The sequence below is a fragment of the Chelatococcus sp. KU-N122 genome (genome assembly GCF_055391085.1).
This window is the reverse complement of record NZ_AP043981.1, coordinates 5,282,628-5,300,316: the sequence shown is the minus strand read 5'-3', so window position 1 is coordinate 5,300,316 and position 17,689 is coordinate 5,282,628. Positions and strand designations below refer to the sequence as shown.

20 protein-coding genes are annotated in these 17,689 nt (G+C 68.7%); 8 read left to right on the top strand and 12 right to left on the bottom strand.

Going from position 1 to position 17,689, the window contains the following annotated elements:
* Positions 1-15: 15 nt before the first annotated feature.
* The 6 genes from ACZ5PO_RS23955 to ACZ5PO_RS23930 form a co-directional block, all read right to left on the bottom strand.
* Entirely contained in the window at positions 16-2,010 is a 1,995-nt protein-coding gene (locus ACZ5PO_RS23955; RefSeq protein ID WP_464184393.1) for a heme lyase CcmF/NrfE family subunit, read from the bottom strand.
* The gene (ccmE, locus tag ACZ5PO_RS23950) at positions 2,007-2,480 is read right to left on the bottom strand and encodes a cytochrome c maturation protein CcmE (protein WP_464184391.1); all 474 of its coding nucleotides are present in this window, start codon (positions 2,478-2,480) and stop codon (positions 2,007-2,009) included. The genes ACZ5PO_RS23955 and ccmE overlap by 4 nt, the downstream gene beginning before the upstream one ends.
* Before the next feature lie 16 nt (positions 2,481-2,496).
* Complete coding sequence (gene ccmI / locus ACZ5PO_RS23945; RefSeq protein ID WP_464184390.1) at positions 2,497-3,606, bottom strand: c-type cytochrome biogenesis protein CcmI; 1,110 nt, start codon at positions 3,604-3,606, stop codon at positions 2,497-2,499.
* Between the two features lie 74 nt (positions 3,607-3,680).
* A complete protein-coding gene (locus ACZ5PO_RS23940; RefSeq protein ID WP_464184387.1) occupies positions 3,681-5,081 on the bottom strand; it encodes a sensor histidine kinase in 1,401 nt (466 codons plus the stop codon).
* Position 5,082: 1 nt separating this feature from the next.
* Positions 5,083-5,754: a response regulator transcription factor gene (locus ACZ5PO_RS23935; RefSeq protein ID WP_464184386.1), complete on the bottom strand. Its 672-nt coding sequence runs from the start codon at positions 5,752-5,754 to the stop codon at positions 5,083-5,085.
* A gap of 53 nt (positions 5,755-5,807) precedes the next feature.
* Positions 5,808-6,143, bottom strand: coding sequence for a PepSY domain-containing protein (locus ACZ5PO_RS23930; RefSeq protein ID WP_464184385.1), 336 nt, complete (start codon positions 6,141-6,143; stop codon positions 5,808-5,810).
* Positions 6,144-6,354: 211 nt separating this feature from the next.
* Here ACZ5PO_RS23930 and ACZ5PO_RS23925 point away from each other — a divergent pair, with 211 nt between their 5' ends.
* On the top strand, positions 6,355-7,110 hold the full coding sequence (locus ACZ5PO_RS23925) for a trypsin-like serine protease (protein ID WP_464184384.1): 756 nt from the start codon (positions 6,355-6,357) through the stop codon (positions 7,108-7,110).
* Positions 7,111-7,147: 37 nt separating this feature from the next.
* Here the strand turns inward: ACZ5PO_RS23925 and ACZ5PO_RS23920 are convergent, their stop codons facing one another.
* Positions 7,148-7,987, bottom strand: coding sequence for a lytic murein transglycosylase (locus ACZ5PO_RS23920; protein WP_464184383.1), 840 nt, complete (start codon positions 7,985-7,987; stop codon positions 7,148-7,150).
* A 199-nt stretch (positions 7,988-8,186) separates the two neighbouring features.
* A complete protein-coding gene (locus tag ACZ5PO_RS23915; RefSeq protein ID WP_464184381.1) occupies positions 8,187-8,870 on the bottom strand; it encodes a transglutaminase-like domain-containing protein in 684 nt (227 codons plus the stop codon).
* 241 nt (positions 8,871-9,111) lie between these two features.
* Between ACZ5PO_RS23915 and ACZ5PO_RS23910 the strand changes: the two genes are divergently transcribed.
* Both ACZ5PO_RS23910 and ACZ5PO_RS23905 read left to right on the top strand, forming a co-directional pair.
* Positions 9,112-9,492, top strand: coding sequence for a tautomerase family protein (locus ACZ5PO_RS23910; RefSeq protein WP_464184379.1), 381 nt, complete (start codon positions 9,112-9,114; stop codon positions 9,490-9,492).
* A 176-nt stretch (positions 9,493-9,668) separates the two neighbouring features.
* Positions 9,669-10,451: a L,D-transpeptidase gene (locus tag ACZ5PO_RS23905; protein ID WP_464184378.1), complete on the top strand. Its 783-nt coding sequence runs from the start codon at positions 9,669-9,671 to the stop codon at positions 10,449-10,451.
* A 109-nt stretch (positions 10,452-10,560) separates the two neighbouring features.
* Here ACZ5PO_RS23905 and ACZ5PO_RS23900 read toward each other — a convergent pair whose 3' ends face one another.
* The gene (locus tag ACZ5PO_RS23900; RefSeq protein ID WP_464184376.1) at positions 10,561-11,064 is read right to left on the bottom strand and encodes a YcgN family cysteine cluster protein; all 504 of its coding nucleotides are present in this window, start codon (positions 11,062-11,064) and stop codon (positions 10,561-10,563) included.
* A gap of 215 nt (positions 11,065-11,279) precedes the next feature.
* Here ACZ5PO_RS23900 and ACZ5PO_RS23895 point away from each other — a divergent pair, with 215 nt between their 5' ends.
* The 3 genes from ACZ5PO_RS23895 to ACZ5PO_RS23885 are packed head-to-tail and all read left to right on the top strand — an operon-like array spanning position 11,280 to position 14,702.
* Positions 11,280-13,496: a transglycosylase domain-containing protein gene (locus ACZ5PO_RS23895; RefSeq protein ID WP_464184375.1), complete on the top strand. Its 2,217-nt coding sequence runs from the start codon at positions 11,280-11,282 to the stop codon at positions 13,494-13,496.
* 21 nt (positions 13,497-13,517) lie between these two features.
* Positions 13,518-14,096: a DUF1214 domain-containing protein gene (locus tag ACZ5PO_RS23890; protein ID WP_464184374.1), complete on the top strand. Its 579-nt coding sequence runs from the start codon at positions 13,518-13,520 to the stop codon at positions 14,094-14,096.
* A 21-nt stretch (positions 14,097-14,117) separates the two neighbouring features.
* Positions 14,118-14,702: a DUF1254 domain-containing protein gene (locus tag ACZ5PO_RS23885; RefSeq protein WP_464184373.1), complete on the top strand. Its 585-nt coding sequence runs from the start codon at positions 14,118-14,120 to the stop codon at positions 14,700-14,702.
* 10 nt (positions 14,703-14,712) lie between these two features.
* On the opposite strand, the gene ACZ5PO_RS23880 is transcribed toward ACZ5PO_RS23885, so the two are convergent.
* The 3 genes from ACZ5PO_RS23880 to ACZ5PO_RS23870 are packed head-to-tail and all read right to left on the bottom strand — an operon-like array spanning position 14,713 to position 16,603.
* Complete coding sequence (locus ACZ5PO_RS23880; protein ID WP_464184372.1) at positions 14,713-15,060, bottom strand: DUF1491 family protein; 348 nt, start codon at positions 15,058-15,060, stop codon at positions 14,713-14,715.
* A gap of 33 nt (positions 15,061-15,093) precedes the next feature.
* On the bottom strand, positions 15,094-15,759 hold the full coding sequence (locus ACZ5PO_RS23875) for a peptidoglycan-binding domain-containing protein (protein ID WP_464184371.1): 666 nt from the start codon (positions 15,757-15,759) through the stop codon (positions 15,094-15,096).
* Entirely contained in the window at positions 15,752-16,603 is an 852-nt protein-coding gene (locus ACZ5PO_RS23870) for a sensor histidine kinase (RefSeq protein ID WP_464184369.1), read from the bottom strand. Before ACZ5PO_RS23870 ends, ACZ5PO_RS23875 begins: the two co-directional genes overlap by 8 nt.
* Positions 16,604-16,826: 223 nt before the next feature.
* Here ACZ5PO_RS23870 and ACZ5PO_RS23865 point away from each other — a divergent pair, with 223 nt between their 5' ends.
* Together ACZ5PO_RS23865 and ACZ5PO_RS23860 are read left to right on the top strand one after the other, a co-directional pair.
* A complete protein-coding gene (locus ACZ5PO_RS23865) occupies positions 16,827-17,180 on the top strand; it encodes a hypothetical protein (RefSeq protein WP_464184368.1) in 354 nt (117 codons plus the stop codon).
* Between the two features lie 61 nt (positions 17,181-17,241).
* Complete coding sequence (locus ACZ5PO_RS23860) at positions 17,242-17,682, top strand: SufE family protein (RefSeq protein ID WP_464184367.1); 441 nt, start codon at positions 17,242-17,244, stop codon at positions 17,680-17,682.
* Positions 17,683-17,689: the final 7 nt, after the last annotated feature.

Here is a 17,689-nt window from a genome sequence, read left to right as displayed (position 1 = left end):
AGCAACGCACCGGAGCTACTCCGCCGCGGCCGGGGCCGCCGCTGCCACCGGCGGCGGGGCCCGCCGGGAGCGCACCGGCACCCCGAGGCGCAGGCGGCGGTCGCTCAGCGACAACGCCCCACCGCACGCCATGACCACGGCGCCAAGCCAGATGAGCAGTACGAACGGCTTCCAGTAGATACGCACGCCGATCGCGCCGTCGCGGCCGTCGCCGAGGCTGACATAGATCTGGCTGAGGCCCAGGGTGCGGATGCCGGCCTCCGTGGTCGTCATCGCCCGCGCCGCGTAGAAGCGCTTCGAGGCCTCGACCGATGTCACCTCCGCCCCTCCCTTGAGCACTCGGAAGCGCGCGATGTCGGCATGGAAGTTGGGGCCCGTGCGCGGGAAGGCTCCCTCCAAGACCACCGTGAAGGGACCGGCCTGCGCCGACTGTCCCGGCTTCAGCGTGGCCAGCGTCTCCACGCTCCACGCCTGGGCGGCCAGCCCGAGCACGACGACGCCGATGCCGGCATGGGCCACCGCCGCTCCCCAGGCGGAGCGGGGCAAGCCGAAGGCCCGGCGCAGCGCGTTCGACAGTGGCATGCCGCGCGACCAGCTGCGGCTGACGATCTCGTTGGCCCCGGCCGCGACCAGGAACAGCCCGAGGCCGACGCCGAACACGGCGAGCACCGGCCCGCCCCGCGTCACGGCAACGGTGATGGCACCACCCACGATGGCGACGGCGAGCGCCGCGACGACGCGTTGCGCGGCGCCGAGCAGGCTGCCGCGTTTCCAGGCCAGCGCCTGGCCGAAGGGGACCAGCAGCAGCAGCACGAGCGCGAGCGGCAGGAACGTCAGCTCGAAGAACGGCGCGCCGACCGAGATCTTGTCGCCGCTCAGCGCTTCCAGGGCGAGCGGATAGAGCGTGCCGATCAGCACCGTCGCGCACGCCGAGGCGAGCAGCAGGTTGTTGAGCACCAGGGCGCCCTCGCGCGAGACCGGCGCGAACAGCCCACCCTGCTTGAGCACCGGCGCACGCCAGGCGAACAGCGCGAAGCCGCCGCCGATGAAGGCGACGAGAATGCACAGGATGAAGAAGCCGCGGCCCGGATCGGTGGCGAAAGTGTGCACGGAGGTCAGCACGCCGGAGCGGACGAGGAACGTCCCGAGCAGCGACAGCGAGAAGGTCAGGATGGCGAGCAGCAGCGTCCAGACCTTGAGCGCGTCGCGCTTTTCCATCACCAGGGTCGAATGCACCAGCGCCGTGCCGGCGAGCCACGGCATCAGCGAGGCGTTCTCGACCGGATCCCAGAACCAGAAGCCGCCCCAGCCGAGCTCGTAGTAGGCCCAGTAGGACCCCATGGCGATGCCGAGCGTGAGGAAGATCCAGGCGATCAACGACCAGGGCCGCACGGCGCGCGCCCACACCGCGTCGATGCGTCCCTCGATCAGCGCGGCCGCGGCGAACGCAAAGACGATGGAGAAGCCGACGTAGCCCACGTAGAGCAGCGGCGGATGGATGGCGAGGCCGATGTCCTGGAGGATCGGATTGAGGTCCTGGCCTTCGGCAGGTGCCGGAAACACCCGCACGAACGGGTCCGACGTGGCGAGCACGAAGGCCAGGAAGGCGATGGTGATCACGCCCTGCACGGCGAGGGTGTCGGTGCGCAGCGGCTCGGGCAGCGTGCGGCGCGAGGCGGCGACGAGCGCGCCGAACAGGGCGAGCACGAAGACCCATAGCAGCATGGAGCCTTCGTGGTTCCCCCAGACGCCCGTGACCTTGTAGAGCAGCGGCTTGAGCGAGTGCGAATTCTCGACCACGTTGAGGACCGAGAAGTCGGACACGACATGCGCGTTGACGAGCGCGGCAAAGGCGATCAGGACGCAGATGAAGACGGCCATGGCCGCCGCTGGCGCAATGCTCATCAGCGCCGCATCGCCGGTCCGGGCCCCCCAGAACGGCAGCACCACCTGGATCACGGCAAGCGCCAGGGCAAGCGCAAGAGCGTAGTGGCCGATCTCGACGCTCATTGCGTCACCGCTTTCGCGTCGGTGGCGGCCGGTGGCTGCCCGCCCTGCCAGACGCCCTGCTTCTTGAGCGCGGCCGCGACCTCGCGCGGCATGTAGCGTTCGTCGTGCTTGGCGAGCACGCTGGCGGCGCGGAACGTACCGTCGGACTGCAACATGCCTTCAGCGACGACACCCTGCCCCTCGCGGAACAGATCGGGCAGCAGCCCGGTGTAGGTGACGGGCACATCGGTGGTCGTGTCGGTGATGGCGAAGCGCACCGTCTGGCCGGGCTCCCGCACCAGCGACCCGGGCTTCACCAGCCCGCCGATGCGCACCCGGGCTCCAGGGCCGATGCCCTTCTGCGCAATCTCGGTCGGGCCGTAGAAGAACACGATGGTGTCGCGCATGGCGAACAGGACGAGCCCGAGCGCCACGGCGAGGACGCCCAGAGCGGATCCGATAAGCGCCAGTCGACGCTGCTTGCGGGTCATGCGACGGCCCTCGAGCTCACGGTTTGGCCGCAGGCTCGACGAGCCCGAGCTCGCGCGCCAGACTGTCGAGGCTGGCGACGTCCGCCGGACGCGCGGCAAGCGCCTGTTTGCCGGCCTGCAACGCTGCGACCGCCTTCGCCTGATCACCCAGGACGACGTAGGATCGCACCAGGCGCAACCACCCCTCCGGGTCGTTGCCGTCCTGCGCCAGCCGCTGGGCGAGCCCCTCGACCATTCCGGCGATCGCAGTTTTCTGCTCGTTTGCGGGCAAGTTCGCAATGGCTGCCGACGCCGCAGGCGCCGACAGCGCCGCGAGCTTGGCCTCGACCAGGGGCAGCCAGGGCGCGCCCGGCGGTGCCGACGCGACGAGCTCGGACAGGCGTCTGGCCGCCTCGTCGCGGCGACCGTCCTGTTCGGCGGCGAGCGCCAGGTAGTAGCGAGCCTTGGGCGACGTCGGATCACCGGTCAGGACGCGCTCGAACACGCGGCGGGCTCCCTGCTCGACTACGCCGTTGGCGGCGCCGACCAGCGCTTCGCCGTAGGCTGCGAGCCGCTCGGGCGTCTCGCCGAGCAGGCGGATCGCATTTTCGTAGGCGCGCACGGCGTCACCGGCGCGGCCGCTCTTGAGATAGACCGGCGCCAGGACGTCCCAGCCGCGCCCGTCGGCGGGATCCTGCGCAAGATGGGCCTCCACGCGCGCCACCGCCTCGGCCATCCCCATGCGCCCCGCGTTCGGCGTCTCCCGTGAGGCCAGGGGCCGGGCCGGCAACCCGGGCGAGCCGACGGCGCCGTAGACGGCGATGGCCATGAGCGGGATGGTCGACAGCGCGATCGCCGACGCGGCGCGGCGGCGGCGCAGGGCAGGCTCGCTGTCGCCGCCGGTGGCCCGTTCGGCACCGGCGCTGGCGCGGATCAGGCGCCTGGCCGCTTCCGCCCGGGCAGCCTCCGCCTCCGCCGGCTCCAGCAGGCTACGGGCGAGATCCCGATCGATCTCGGCCAGTTGTGCAGTATAGAAAGCGGTCTGATCGACGGCGCGCCCGCGCATCGGCAACCGCCGCGACAACGGCCACAGCACGGCGAGCACGGCGATGCCGGTCATGACCGCGAAAGCGAGCCAGATCGTCATATGCTCTCCTACAGCAACGCCGGCGCATAAATGAGGGTGACGCGCGGCGACATAAGGTCACGCGCGCAACGAGTCTAGACGCCGGGAAGCTTGAGCACCGCTCTCAGGCCGCCGAGTGGTGATGTTCCAAGTTCCAGTGATCCTCCATAAAGCTCTGCAAGCTCGGCGACGATAGACAAGCCAAGACCAGATCCAGGCTTGCTCTCGTCTAGCCTGCGTCCTCGCGCCATCGCCTCGGCGCGAACATTTTCTGGTAGACCAGGCCCGTCGTCGTCGACTGTCAGCACGACCATGGGTGTATCGCCCGCCGACACGACTTCAGCGTGCAACGACAGCTCGGTCGCCGCCCACTTGAAGGCATTGTCCGCCAGGTTCCCGGCCATATCCTGGAAATCATGGATCTCGCCGCGAAAACGCAGGCCCTCGGGCACGCGCACGTCGATGGCGAGCGCGCGGTCGCCGTAGATCTTGCCCAGCGTGCGCACCAGCGCCTCGATCACCGGGCTGATGTCCGTCACCGCGCCCAGGGTCCCGGCGAGCGCCGCGGCGCGGGCCCGATCGAGGTAGTAGTTGATCTGGTCGCGCATCAGGTTCGCCTGATCGCGCATCTTGGCAGCCAGATCGCCTTCGACCCCGTCAGCCTCGTTGACGATCACGCTGAGCGGCGTTTTCAGGGCGTGCGCCAGGTTGCCGACCTGCGTGCGGGCGCGCCCGAGGATCTCCCGGTTGGCTTCGATCAGCAGATTGAGCTCGACGGCAAGCGGCGCCACATCGACCGGATACTCGCCGGCGATCTTGTCCGTGTCGCCGTGGCGGACCTCCTCGATGGCGCGTCGCAAGCGGCTGAGCGGCTCCAGGCCGAACTTCACCTGCAGCATCGTGGTCAGCACCAGCGCACACCCCAGCAGGATGAATGTGATCGTCAGCCAGAAGGTGAACTGGGCGATCGCCGTCTCGATCTCGTCCGCCGGTCCCGCGACCAGGACATCGAACCGGCCGTCCTCGGCCAGGTCGATGCGGCGGCCGACCACGCGCAGGCGCCGGTCATCCGGCCCGTTCTCGTAGCCCGTCACCACCTCGCCCTGGCCCTTGGCCGGGCTCTCGGCGGCCGAGCGCAGTTGCGCGCCGAACAGGGAACGGGACGCACGGATGTCCCGAGGCCCTCCGTCCAGGCGGCTCACCTGCCAGTACCAGCCCGAGAGCGGCAGCTCGAACCGAGGCTCGCCCACGGTGCCGAGCTCCTTGGTCTCGAACGCGCCGGGTGCCGCCAGGTCGGAGACGATATCGGTCAGGTAGACCTGCAGGCGCTCGTCGAAGGCGCGTTCCGAGGTCCGGCGATAGAGCGCCGACAGGATCAGACCGGCGATCACCAGGATGAACAGGCACCAGAACACCGCCGAGGCGAACAGGCGGGTGGCGATGGATCGCCGCCCCAATGCGAGCCATGAGGATGAGGGGGCAGCTCGTGTCGGCATGTCAGCTGGAGGCGTCGGGCGCCTCGACGCGATAGCCCAGGCCGCGCACCGTCTGGATGATGTCGATCCCGAGCTTGCGGCGCAGCCGTCCGACGAACACTTCTATGGTGTTGGAGTCGCGGTCGAAATCCTGGTCGTACAGGTGCTCGATCAGTTCCACGCGTGAGATGACGCGCCCGGTGTGGTGCATGAGGTAGGACAACAGCCGGTACTCATGCGAGGTCAGCTTGACGGGGTTGCCGTCGACCACGACGCGGCCGCCGCGCGTGTCGAGCCTGACCGGACCGCACACGATCTCGTTGGTGGCGTGCCCGGCGGCGCGGCGCAGCAAGGCCCGCAACCGGGCCAGCACCTCCTCCATATGGAAGGGCTTGGCGACGTAGTCGTCGGCGCCGGCATCGAAACCCTGCACCTTGTCGCTCCACCGGTCGCGAGCCGTCAGGATGAGCACTGGCATGTTGCGCTCGGCGCGGCGCCAAGCCAGGAGAACGGCGATGCCGTCGACGCGCGGCAAGCCCATGTCGAGCACGACCGCGTCATAGGGTTCGGTCTCACCCAGGAATTGTCCTTCCTCACCGTCGAACGCCTTGTCGACGACGTATCCCGCCTCGGTCAGGGCGGTGACGATCTGACGGTTCAGGTCCTTGTCGTCCTCAACGACCAGCAATCGCACGGGGCTTCTCTCCCATCATGTTCGCGCCCGGCAGCCCCGTCCGGACAAGCGACTCAATTCGGCGGACGGCCAGTTTCCACCTTGCCGGAACGGCCGTCGACCGTCACGCGGACAACCCGGCCATCGCGACGCAGCACGGACAATCTATAATAATATTCGCCGCCGCGGCGGCACAGCACGGCGCGCACGACCTTGCCGCTGCCCGCGGCGTTGCGCGCCGCGCGAACCGCAGCCACGGATGCGATGATCGTCTTCTGGGCTTCGAGCTCGCGCATCTCACCCTGCGAGAAGCAGACCTCGCGATCGCTGTCGTCGGCGGCGGCAGGCTGGCTGCCGAGCAGGAGAGCGGCGATAGCCAAGCGTGCGATCAGGCTCACGAGCACGAACATCCGCCCTCCATGCCGCGAGTTCCTTGAACGATCTATGAACAATTGGCCGCCGCCGGCGGTCCGTCAACCTGAACGCGGCCATGCACGGCGCCGCAGCCATGCCGCGCAGAGCGGCGGCGAGCGCCGCGAACAGCCTCCCCGGCGGTGACGGTTCGGGATTGCAGACCGGCCTCCGGCCCAGCTACAGCAGGCGCTCACGGAGCACGCCGGCATGCCACGCCTCTCGACGCGATTGATACCTGCCGCGCTGGCGGCGCTGCTGTCGGCGTCCTCCGCGGCCCGCGCGGTCGTCGGCGGCAGCGAGGAGGACGGGGCGCTCAAGGCGTCGGCGGTGATGGTGCTGGGGTCGGCCGGCAATGTGTGCACCGGCATCGTGGTGGCGCCGACGGCGGTGCTGACGGCCGGCCATTGCGCCACCAACGCCGCCGAGCATCGAATCCACTACATGGATGGATCCGGCCAGCCGGTGCTGCTGCCCATCGCCGGCGTCGCCGTGCATCCGGACTACGATGCCGGAGCGATCAAGGGCCGCCGCCGGTCCGTCGACCTGGCCCTGGTGCGCCTCGCCAGCCCCCTGCCCGCCCGGTTCGTCCCGGCTGGGCTGGCCGCAGCTGCCGCGCCGCGGGCCGGCACCACGGTCGTGCTCGGCGGCTATGGAGCTGCTGGCAACGGCCGCTCCGACGGCAAGTTCCGGAGCGCGGACCTGACCGTGGCCGAGCCCTACGGTCCTAGCACCATCCTGCTCTGGCTGGCGCCCGGCGCCGGAGCCAAGGTCGCCGGCGGTTGCGAGGGTGATTCCGGCGGCCCGATCACGCGCGGAACGACCGTCGTCGCGGTGACCACATGGTCCAAGGGCAGCGGCCGCGCCGCCTGCGGCGCCATGACCCAGGGCGTGCTGATCGGCCCGCATCGGAGCTGGATCGACCGCACGCTCGCAGCCTGGGGCGCCAGCTCGCGCTGGCAGTGAGGCGCTGTGGCGCCTCACCGCAGGGCTGCGACCGCCGCTATTGCCCGACGCTTTCCTGCAGCTTGGAGGCGAAGAGCGCGATCGTGCGGGCGTAGACGTCCGCCTTGTTCCACTCCTTGATCGCAGCGAAGTTCGGTTGGCCCGGGTTCCAGCCGGCGCCCGGCTGCCACCCGTGGCCGCGCAGGTAGTTGGCAACCGATGCCAAGGTGTCGGTGCTGCTGCGGATCAGGTCGGCCCGGCCGTCGCCGTCGAAGTCGACCGCGTAATTGTAGTAGGCCGAGGGCATGAACTGCGCCTGGCCCACTTCGCCAGCCCAAGCACCGCGCATTTCACCCGGGGTCAAATCACCGCGCTGGATGACCCGCAGTGCGTCCAGCAGGTGCTTGGTGAAGAATGCGGTGCGGCGGCAATCGTAGGCGAGCGTGGCAAGCGCCCTGATGGACGGCGTGTTGCCCCGGACGACGCCGTAGTCCGTCTCCAGGCCCCAGATGGCGATGACGACAGCGCCCGGGACACCGAAGCGGCTCTGGATCGCCTGCAGCGTCCTGGCGTGAGACCGCATGTAAGCCTTGCCCTTGGCGAGCCGGGCGCCGCTGATCATGCGCGCCGAGAATTCCTCGAACGACTGGCGAAAGACGTGCTGACCACGGTCCTTGTTGATGACGCTCTGATCATAGCTGACATTGGCGAAGGCGGCATTGATCACGGCCGGCGAGATCCCTGCCGCCGCGGCTTCACGCTTGAAGGTCGGCAGCCAGGCGGCAAAACCCGACGCATCCGAGCCGCATTGCGCGGCATAGGCGCCGCCCGACATCACCGCGCATCCTACGGCCACGGCCGCCGCCGCAACGACGCCTCGCACTGTCTTGGAGCCCATCTGCGCCATCCCGTCCTTATGCCGGGAGACGTCGAGGCCCCCCGGACGCGCCGCTCCATGCAGCCGGCGCGACACCACGATAGCTATGGTTAACGCAGAGGTTACAGCGGAACAGCAACAAAAAAATGCGCTCGACGCACCGCGCCGGTGCAGGCCGCCGAGGGACGTTGCATCGCCGACACGCTTTTCGCACGGCGCCTCAGCTCGCTGCGCGCAGGCGTTCCGCCTCCGCCTCCATGTCCGCCTTGGGAGCGCCCTCGCCTCGGCTGAGCGGGCGCGGATACTGGCGGCGCATCTCGTCGCGGAGGAACTTTGCCGGCACATCATGAAACGCGCCATGCTGGCGTTCGTACTTCATGAACGCGCGCCCGTCGCCGTCGAACGGCTGAAGCAACGCATCCGTGCGGCCATCGAAATCGAGCGGCGCCACACCGAGCTTCTGACACAGCGTCGTATTGAACGTGGGGCTCGCCTTGACCCAGCGGCCGTCGAGAAAAACCTCGGTGAAGCCGTGCCAGGCGAACAGATCGGTCCCCATCCGCTCGCGGAGCTGGGGTGTCGAGAGGTGGTTGGTCACGTCGGCGAAGGCGACCCGGGCCGGCACGCCCACCGCCCGGCAAGCCGCCGCGTAGAGCGACGCCTTGCCGACGCAGTAGCCGCGTCCGGCGGCCAGCACGCTCGAGGCGCGGAAGGTCTCCGGGTTCGAGGTGTCGACGTAGGGGTCGTAATAGAGGTCCCGGACCTCCCGGTAGAGCGCCCGCGCCTTGTCCTGATCCGTGCTCGTCCCGGCCGTCACGCGCTCGGCAAAGGTGATGACGTCGGGATGATCGCTGTCGATGTATTCGGCCGGGCTCAGATAAACCCGAGGGGTGTCCTCGCTCACGCGTCGCTCCCGTCGTCCGCAGCTACCCGTCGCCATGCGGCCGGCAGCCAGGTGGATAACCAATGTGGATAACCAATGTTATGGGCTCGATCCTCCCCGGGCCTCGTCGTCGCGTCAAGGCGCGTGGGGCCCCATCCATTTCATATTAAAATCACTGATATCATCAGACATCGCATATTCGAATGACGGTGCCAGGCCTACATCCGCTGTGGTCGCGCTCGACCCCACCGGAGGACAGACCATGCCGCTCGTTCGCATCTCCCTGCGCAAGGGCAAGCCCGAGGCCCAGGTGGCCGCCATTGCGGATGGCGTCTACGAGGCGCTACGCGAGAGCTTCGACGTGCCGGACGATGACCGTTTCATCCTGATCGACCAGCACGAGGCGAACGAGTTCATCTACGGCGCCCGCTACCTGGGCTTTGCACGCAGCGATGATCTGGTGATCGTCCAGCTGACCGTGACCAACCGCCGCACGCGCGAGCAGAAGCAAGCGCTCTATCGGGCGATCGCGCAGCGGCTCGCTGCGGCGTCCGGCCTGCGCCCCGACGACATCTTCATCAATCTCGTGGAGGTTGCGGCGGAGAACTGGTCGTTCGGCAACGGCGTTGCGCAATATGCGTGAGCGCCGCCGCCGCGGCGGCGCGGATGCCGATATGCAACACTCGGCGCAAATCGTTGCCGCCGTTGCGGTTCATAGTTGCAACGGAGCCGCACCGGACGGCACTAGAGGGCAAGAATGAGCTGCGAATCGACCGATGCCCGGCCGTCGCGGCTGTCGCGTGCCAGGGGTCAGTCTCGGTGCTCAATCGTCGCATCTTCCTCGCTGCGTCGGCTACGGCCGCGCTTGCGGCCTGCCAGAGCCGCAATCCCGGTCCGATCATCCAGACATCCGCGCCCGCGGCGCCGGCCGCCCCACCTCCGCAAGCTCTGGCGCTGGCCCCGGCCGAAGAGGGCAACCTCGCCTCGATGTACGGGGCGATCCCTAACGACCGGTTTCCGATCCCGGCGGTGCCGCTCTCCGAGATCAACCCCGGCTTCACCCGCAGAGCCGTCGAATACACCGGGACGGAGCCGCCCGGGACCATCGTCATCGACCCCAACCGGCGCTACCTCTATCTCGTCCAGTCCAACGGCAGGGCCATGCGCTACGGCGTCGGCGTCGGCCGCGAGGGCTTCGGCTGGTCGGGCCAGGCGATCATCAACAGCAAGCAGGAATGGCCGGACTGGTATCCGCCCAAGGAGATGATCGAGCGTCAGCCCGAGCTCAAGAAGGTGGCCGTCAAGCTGCAAAGCGGCATCGGCGTCGCCGGAGGGCCGCGCAATCCGCTGGGCGCCCGCGCCATGTACCTCTACCAGAACGGCAAGGACACGCTGTTCCGTATCCATGGCACGAACGAGCCCCACACGATCGGCACGCGGGTGTCGTCAGGCTGCATTCGCCTCATCAATCAGGACGTCATCGATCTCTATTCGCGCGTGCCCATCGGCACCAAGGTGGTCGTGCTCGGCGGCGCCGGCTTCGTTCCGATCGCCAATGTGCTCCCCACACCCGAGCCGAAGCGGAAGCGGTCGCGCAGCTAGAGCATTTCGCCATTGGATGGGATCATCCAATGGCAGGAAATGCTCATAAGTCTTTGAATATGAAGAGCTTATCTTACGGTTGGGTGTGTCCGCCCAACCGCGAATTGCTCTAACGTCTCGCCTTGGCGCGGCCAGGCATGCGCATCGGCCAGCGCACGATGCGCTCCGGCAGCTCGTCGATGCTCAGTTCGTCCTCGGTCCCGCTCAGGCGGCCGCGTACGGACACGCCTGCCGCGTGGACCGTGCCGACGTCGCCCGAGACGAGCGGGTGCCACCAGTACAGGTCCCGCCCTTCGCGCACGAGGCGGTAGGCGCAAGTGGGCGGCAGCCAGGTGAGCTCGCGCACGGTCGACGGCGTCAGCCGCACGCAATCCGGCACCCTGTCCTGGCGCGCCTGATAGTCGCGGCAGCTGCAGGCTTCGCCGTCGAGCAGCACGCAACCCACGTCGGTGTAGTGAACCCGGCCGGTTTCCTCGTCCTCGAGCTTGATGAGGCAGCAGCGGCCGCAGCCGTCGCAGAGGCTTTCCCACTCCACGTCGGTCATGGCGTCGAGCGTCTTCGTGCGCCAGAACGGCTCCGCCGCCGGTGCCGGATCACGCAAGGGTACGTTCATCGGATGGGCCTCAGCATGGCATCAGCCGCGATTGCGGTCTTGGAGTTAAGGTCTTGGAGTCGGCACAAAGACGAAACATTTACCTAACGAGGCTGTTTGCGTTATCCCATCTGACGTCGCCGGGCGAGCATCGATAATCTGCGAGCGTGGCGGCCAAAGGGCCGCGACTGGAACGGATCAGGATTTTGAGCGCTGACGGTGGTGAATCCAGGTCGATGCGAATGCGCCGCTGGGCGCTCGCGGTCGATTCGTGGATCGATTCCAGCCTGTACAGCGCCGGTGCCCGGCTTGCCGGGATGTGGCGCAGCTACTCCGACTTTGCCGATCGCTTCACCGCACGCGGGGCCGCGAGGGTCGCGGCCGAGCTCGCCTGCGAAGGCTTGACGCTCTCGGTCGGTATCGGCGTCGTCATGCTGGCGCTCGCCATTCCGGCCTTCAATGAGACCAGCCGCGAAGACTGGCTGAAGCAGCCCGATCTCGCCATCACGTTCCTCGATCGCTATGGCGAGGAGATCGGCCGGCGCGGCGTGCGCCAGGACGACAGCCTGAAGCTCGACGATTATCCGGACTACTTCCTGCAGGCGGTGCTCGCCACCGAGGACCGGCGCTTCTTCGAGCACTGGGGCGTCGACCCGATCGGAACCGCACGCGCCCTGTTCGTCAACGCGCAGGCGTCAGGCGTCGTGCAGGGCGGCTCGACGATCACCCAGCAGCTCGCCAAGAACCTGTTCCTCAGCAACGAGCGGTCGATCGAGCGTAAGATCAAGGAGGCTTTCCTCGCCCTGTTCCTGGAGGCGAGGCTGACCAAGAGCCAGATCCTCAAGCTCTACCTCGACCGCGTCTACATGGGCGGCGGCAACTTCGGCGCCGCAGCCGCGGCCGAGTTCTACTTCGGCAAGTCCGCCCGCGACCTGACGCTAGCGGAAGCCGCCATGCTGGCGGGCCTGTTCAAGGCGCCGACCAAGTTCGCTCCCCACGTCAATCTGCCGGCCGCCCGCAGCCGTGCCAACGACGTGCTCTCCAACATGGTCGAGGCGGGCTTCCTCACCGATGGCCAGGTGGCTTCCGCCCGGCGCAACCCGGCCGTCCCGCTCGACCGCAAGCGCGACTTCAGCCCCGACTATTTTCTCGACTGGGCGTTCGACGAGATTCGCCGCATGGCGGACGAGAACAAGCTCGGCAACGACCGCGTGCTGACCGTCAAGACCACGCTCGACGTCGGTATCGAGAAGAGCGCCGAGACGGCGATCGAGAACGCGTTGCGCCAGTACGGCGAGCAATGGGGCGCATCGCAGGCCGGCACCGTGATCATGGAGCCGGATGGTGCCGTGCGTGCCATGGTCGGCGGCCGCGACTACGGCGCCAGCCAGTTCAACCGCGCCACCGACGCCCTGCGCCAGCCCGGCTCCTCGTTCAAGCCCTACGTCTACACGACGGCGCTGCTGTCGGGAAAATTCAAGCCGACCAGCATCGTCGTCGACGGGCCGGTCTGTATCGGCAATTGGTGCCCGGCCAACTATGGCCACTCCTTCGCCGGCTCGGTGACGCTGACGTCGGCGCTGGTGAGATCGATCAACACCATTCCGGTGCGGTTGTCGAAGGACCTCGGCAATGGCAACGCAAGGATCGGCCGCGCCAAGATCATCGAGGTGGCGCACCGCATGGGCATCGTGCACGAGCTGAAGCTCTCGAATACATCGCTGCCGATCGGCTCGGCCGAGGTCAACATCCTCGAGCACACCTCGGGCTTTGCCGTGTTCGCCAATGGCGGCAAGCGGGCGGTGCCCTACGCCGCCTTCGAGATCCGCAACAGCCGCGGCGACGTGATCTGGCGCCACGATCGCGACGCCCCCAAGCCTGAGCAGGTCATCCCCCTCAACGTCATTCAGGACATGAATGGCATGCTGAACAAGGTCGTCGAGGAAGGCACGGGCAAGCGCGCCCGCATCGACGGGGTCAAGGTGGGCGGCAAGACCGGCACCACCAACGCCTATCGCGACGCCTGGTTCGTCGGCTTCACCGGCAATTACGTCGCCGCCGTCTGGATGGGCAACGACGACTACTCGTCCACCAACCGCATGACCGGCGGCACGCTCCCGGCCCAGACCTGGTACGACATGATGGAGCCGATCCACCGCGGCATCGACATCAAGCCGATTCCCGGTGTCGAGCCATTCCCGGCCGCCACCACAGCCAGGGAGGCAGCGGGCGCGCCCGCCGGCCTGGAAGGCGCGGGCAACGCCGGCGCCCTGTCGCGCAAGAGCTACGAGGCGGTCGACCGCATCGGCGAGCTGTTCCGCAGCGTCGAGCCGGATCACGGCTCGGTCGGGACGGCCAACAAGCCCGACGCCGGGACGACCGGCAGCATCGGCCCGACAGAGCTGTCGTCGGCATCCGGCCAGCAGGCGGCCCCGGCGACGGCCGTCCCATAGACAGCGGCGGAGGCGAACGCCGTGCGACTCGTTGCCATGACCTTCATCGTATTGGCGGTGGCGGTGCCCGTCGGCTTCGGCTCGGCCTTGTGGGCCCTGCGAGGCGAGCCTCCCGTCGGAAGGGTGCAGGTCGGTCCGTGGAAGAGCTGGCCCAACATGGGCTCCCGGCCGATCGATCCTTATGCGCGAGCCATCGTTGCGCGCAGCGGAACTCTGCCGCTCGGCTCGGGTGAGGGCCATGTCTTCGTCGCCGACCGCGACGATTCGGGAGCGACGCTGGTGGCGACATGCACCTATTCCGTCTCCGGCGACTCGCCGGCGGCGCGCATATGGACGCTGACGCTCGCCGACCTCGCCGACGCGCCCCTCGTCGACGAGCTCGGCATCACCCATCTGACCGGCGCCGACGTGCTGCGCGGCGCCGACGGGCGCCCCAGGATCACGCTGTCGCGGGGCGCGACACCGGGCAATTGGCTACGCATGCCGGCCGCGGGCCCGGTGCGGCTGATCCTGCGCCTTTACGACAGCCCGGTCTCGATCAGCTCGCGCACCCTGGACGTCAAATCGCTGCCCTCGATCAAGAAGGTCGGATGCCCATGATCGCGAGCAGGTGAGCCGGCCATGCGTATCCGTCTGTCCGACGTCGTTCTGGCTGCCGCCGCCGGGCTCGTCCTCGGGGCCATCGTGCACATCCTCGTCGTCCTGCGCGTGCCCTCGCTCGCCCACCGGGACGCCTTCTCGCGCTATGCCCTGACCGGTCGCAACGGTCACGCCGAGCTGGTGGCTGCGTCGGAGCCGTCCGGCGGCCCCGGACTGGCCCTTCCCAATGCCGATCCGGCTGCGGCGACCGCGGTCTGCGCCTTCGATCTGACCGACGGGCCCGTTCATGTCGCCGCGCCCGCGTCGGGCCTGCTCGAAACCCTGTCGCTGCACGCCCGCGGCGGCGGCGTCTTCTACGGCCTGACCGATCGTGCGTCGGTACGCGGCCAGATCGACCTGGCCATCATGACTCAGGCGCAGCTCGACGAAGCCCAGGCGGACGAGGGCGACGACACGGCCGCCGGCGAGATCCGCGTGGTTTCCCCGTCCATCAAGGGCTTGCTCGTCGTCCGCGCGGTCGCAGCCCGTCCGAGCCTGCTCAGGCAGGCGCAGGCCGCCGTTACCAGCGTGACCTGCGCCCGCGAAGGCGAGTCCGACCAGGAATAAGGGGTGCGCCTCAGGCGGGCGGCGCGGCCAGGTCCAGAAAGCAACGGCCGTCGCGGTCCTCGACCTCGACGATCCAGAGATCCGGATCGAATGCTCGTTCCTTCGCCAGCTTTTCCTCCGCGGCAAGCGCCGTCGGCTCGCCGAGCGGCACCGGAGCGAACAGCCGCTCCTCCGGACGATCCATCGTCCAGCTCTGCGGCGCCGGGCCGAACAGCGCCACGGTTCCGTCGAGCCTGTCCAGCTTGACGAAAATCGCGCCCGCCTCCTCGGCACCACGCTTGCGCAGCACCGCGGTCGCCCCCTCCAGGAAGCAGCGGCGGATATAGGCGGCGACCCAGAAGTCGGCGCGGAGCCTCATGGCCGATCGTTACCCCCTGCGGACCCGACCGCTCTACTCGATCGCGATGCCCGATGCCGCGGCAAGCGCCTTGACGGTCCGCGGCCCGAATTCTCCCGTTACCGGCAGTCCCTTGTCTTTCTCGAAACGCTCGAGCGCCGCGCGCGTGCCCTGCCCGGCGACGCCGTCGGCCTTGAGCGGACCGTAGCCCAGCTTGGTCAGGGCGCGTTGACCGGACGCGACGGTGCCCGAGGCCGCCGGTCGAGCCGCTTCGACGGCCGGCGCTGCCGCCTTCGGTGCGCCGGCACCGCGGATCAGGTCGCCGATGGCGTCCTTCGCCCGGACCGGAGCCGGCGGCGCGGCGGCCGTCGCCTCGGCGGCCAGCGGCGCGAGGCTTGCGGGCTGGGTCTGTTGAGCTGGCGCCGCCCGTGCGTCGCGAGAAGCGGGTCTGGCCACCTCCGGGCCTCGGGCCGTGCTGGCCGGCGCCGCGCCCGGCGCGGCGAACAAGGGAGACGGATGCTGCCCGGTCTGCAGCAGAAGCGCGTTGCCGATCACGCCGCCGGCGAGGCCCACGGCGCAGAGGCCGAACAGCAGGCGGCCCAGGCGACGGGAACCGCGCGCGGCAGTCGCTTTACGCTTGCCGGCCGGCTTGCGTCCGCGAGACGCGGGGCGGTCGTAGATGGCGACATCATGATGGGATCGGGCGAGGGCTTCACGCACAAGAAAGGGCCATTCTGTAGGAGTTGGACGAGGACGGGGCCGGAACCGCGGCGTCGGTTCCGGGAGAATGGTTCACCGAGGTCTCCTCCGCGCTCAGCTGCCGCGGCAGCGTAATGCGCACGAGCGTCCCCGTCGGGGCAACCGGACGAATCGAGAGCTCGCCGCCGTGCAGCCGCGCAAGGCTGCGCACGAGGCTGAGGCCCAAGCCACGCCCATGCCCCGGATGCGCCACGGCGGCGTCGCCCGAGCCGGCCATGCCTACTCCGGTGTCGACGATGGTCAGCACGGCCAGAGCGCCTTCGCTCCTCGTCGCGGCCCTGATGTCGCCTCCCGGCGGCGTGAACTTGATGGCGTTGCCGAGCAGATTGAGGACGATCTGCCGAATCGCCCGCGCGTTGCAGATGGCGTCGATGGCCGGCGCATCGGTCGGGGCGTGCAGCGTTACCCCACGCCTCTCGGCATCGAACCGCACCAGCTCGCAGCATTCGACCAGCACCGTCGACAGGTCGACCGGCTGGCGGTCGAGCCCGGGGCTGGCCAGCCCTCGGGCGCCTTCGTCGACCACGGCCCTGACCAGTTCGTCCAGGTGCTTGGCGGCCACGTAGCAGGCGGCGGCGTAGGCGCGCCGTTGCGTCTGGTCCATGTCGCCGTCGGCCTGAAGCAGCTCGGCATATCCGAGCAGGGCCGCAAGTGGTGTTCGCAACTCATGGCCGAGGGTCGCGATCACGTCCGACGGAAGCGTCGACGCCACCGCAACGGGCTCTTGCGGCGCAGCGACGGCGGTCGGCCGCACGCGCGGCATCAGACGACCGAATGCACGGCCGAGCGCTCCAGCTGTCTTCATGAGCGTCGTTCGTCCCGGCAAGGATCGCTCCCCATACACGCAGCCTCATGGGCTCCGCCGCCCGTCGCGGGGACATTGGCAGAAGCGCCTTTACGCAATGCTAAAGCCTTAGCGCGACACTGCCTCATCCCGCACAGGCCGGGCCGGCGGCGCAGGACGTCGGCAATGCTCTGCTCACGCCGGATGCGGCACCTCTTTCACGCGCCGAGCGAAGGACGCGGCCATGCGCCATCTCGTCAAGTGTCTGATCTGCATCGCGGTCGTCTATATGCTGTCGCCTCTGCACGTCGACGAGCGTGGGACACCGAATGCCTCCGAGCCGCACAGCGCGCACGGTGCGGCCGACCCAACGGCGACGGCCGCCAGGCAGATGAAGGATCTGGCCGCCGCGGCGGCCAGCGCCGATGCCGCCGCCCGGAAGATCGACTGGTCGCAGCTCGCCAGCATTGGCGAAGCCGGCGCGACCGAGCTGTCGCGGCTCGCGGCGTCCCTGGTTGGGCACCTGCTGTCGTCGAAGAAGGAGGCTCGCCCTGAGGGTGAGCCGCCTGCTGCGCTTGCTGCCAGCGGCAACCGCTGATCTCGAAAACCCGATCGAGAGGGCTTAGGTTGATGACAAGCCCGTTGGACCGATGGTTTTCATGCCCGCTTCGATCGACACGATTCTCGACGACTTCGCCTTCCTGGACGAGTGGGAGGACCGCTACCGCTATCTGATCGAGCTCGGCCGCGCGCTGGAGCCGCTGCCCGACGAGGCGCGCACGGATGCCAACAAGGTACGCGGGTGCGCCAGCCAGGTGTGGCTCGACAGCAAAGTCGCGGCGAGCCCGGACGGTCCACGCCTCACCTTCCGGGGCGACAGCGACGCCCATATCGTGCGCGGTCTCATCGCGGTCACGCTCGCGTTCCTGTCCGGCCGCCCGGCGCGCGAGATCGTGGCGGCCGATACGCGGGGCCTGTTCGCCAAGCTGGGCCTGGCGGACCATCTGACCCCGCAGCGTTCCAACGGGTTGCGTTCAATGGTCGAACGGATCAAGAGCGACGCCGCCACGGCGCTGTCGCGCGCCACCGCCTCGGTTTGAGGGCGGG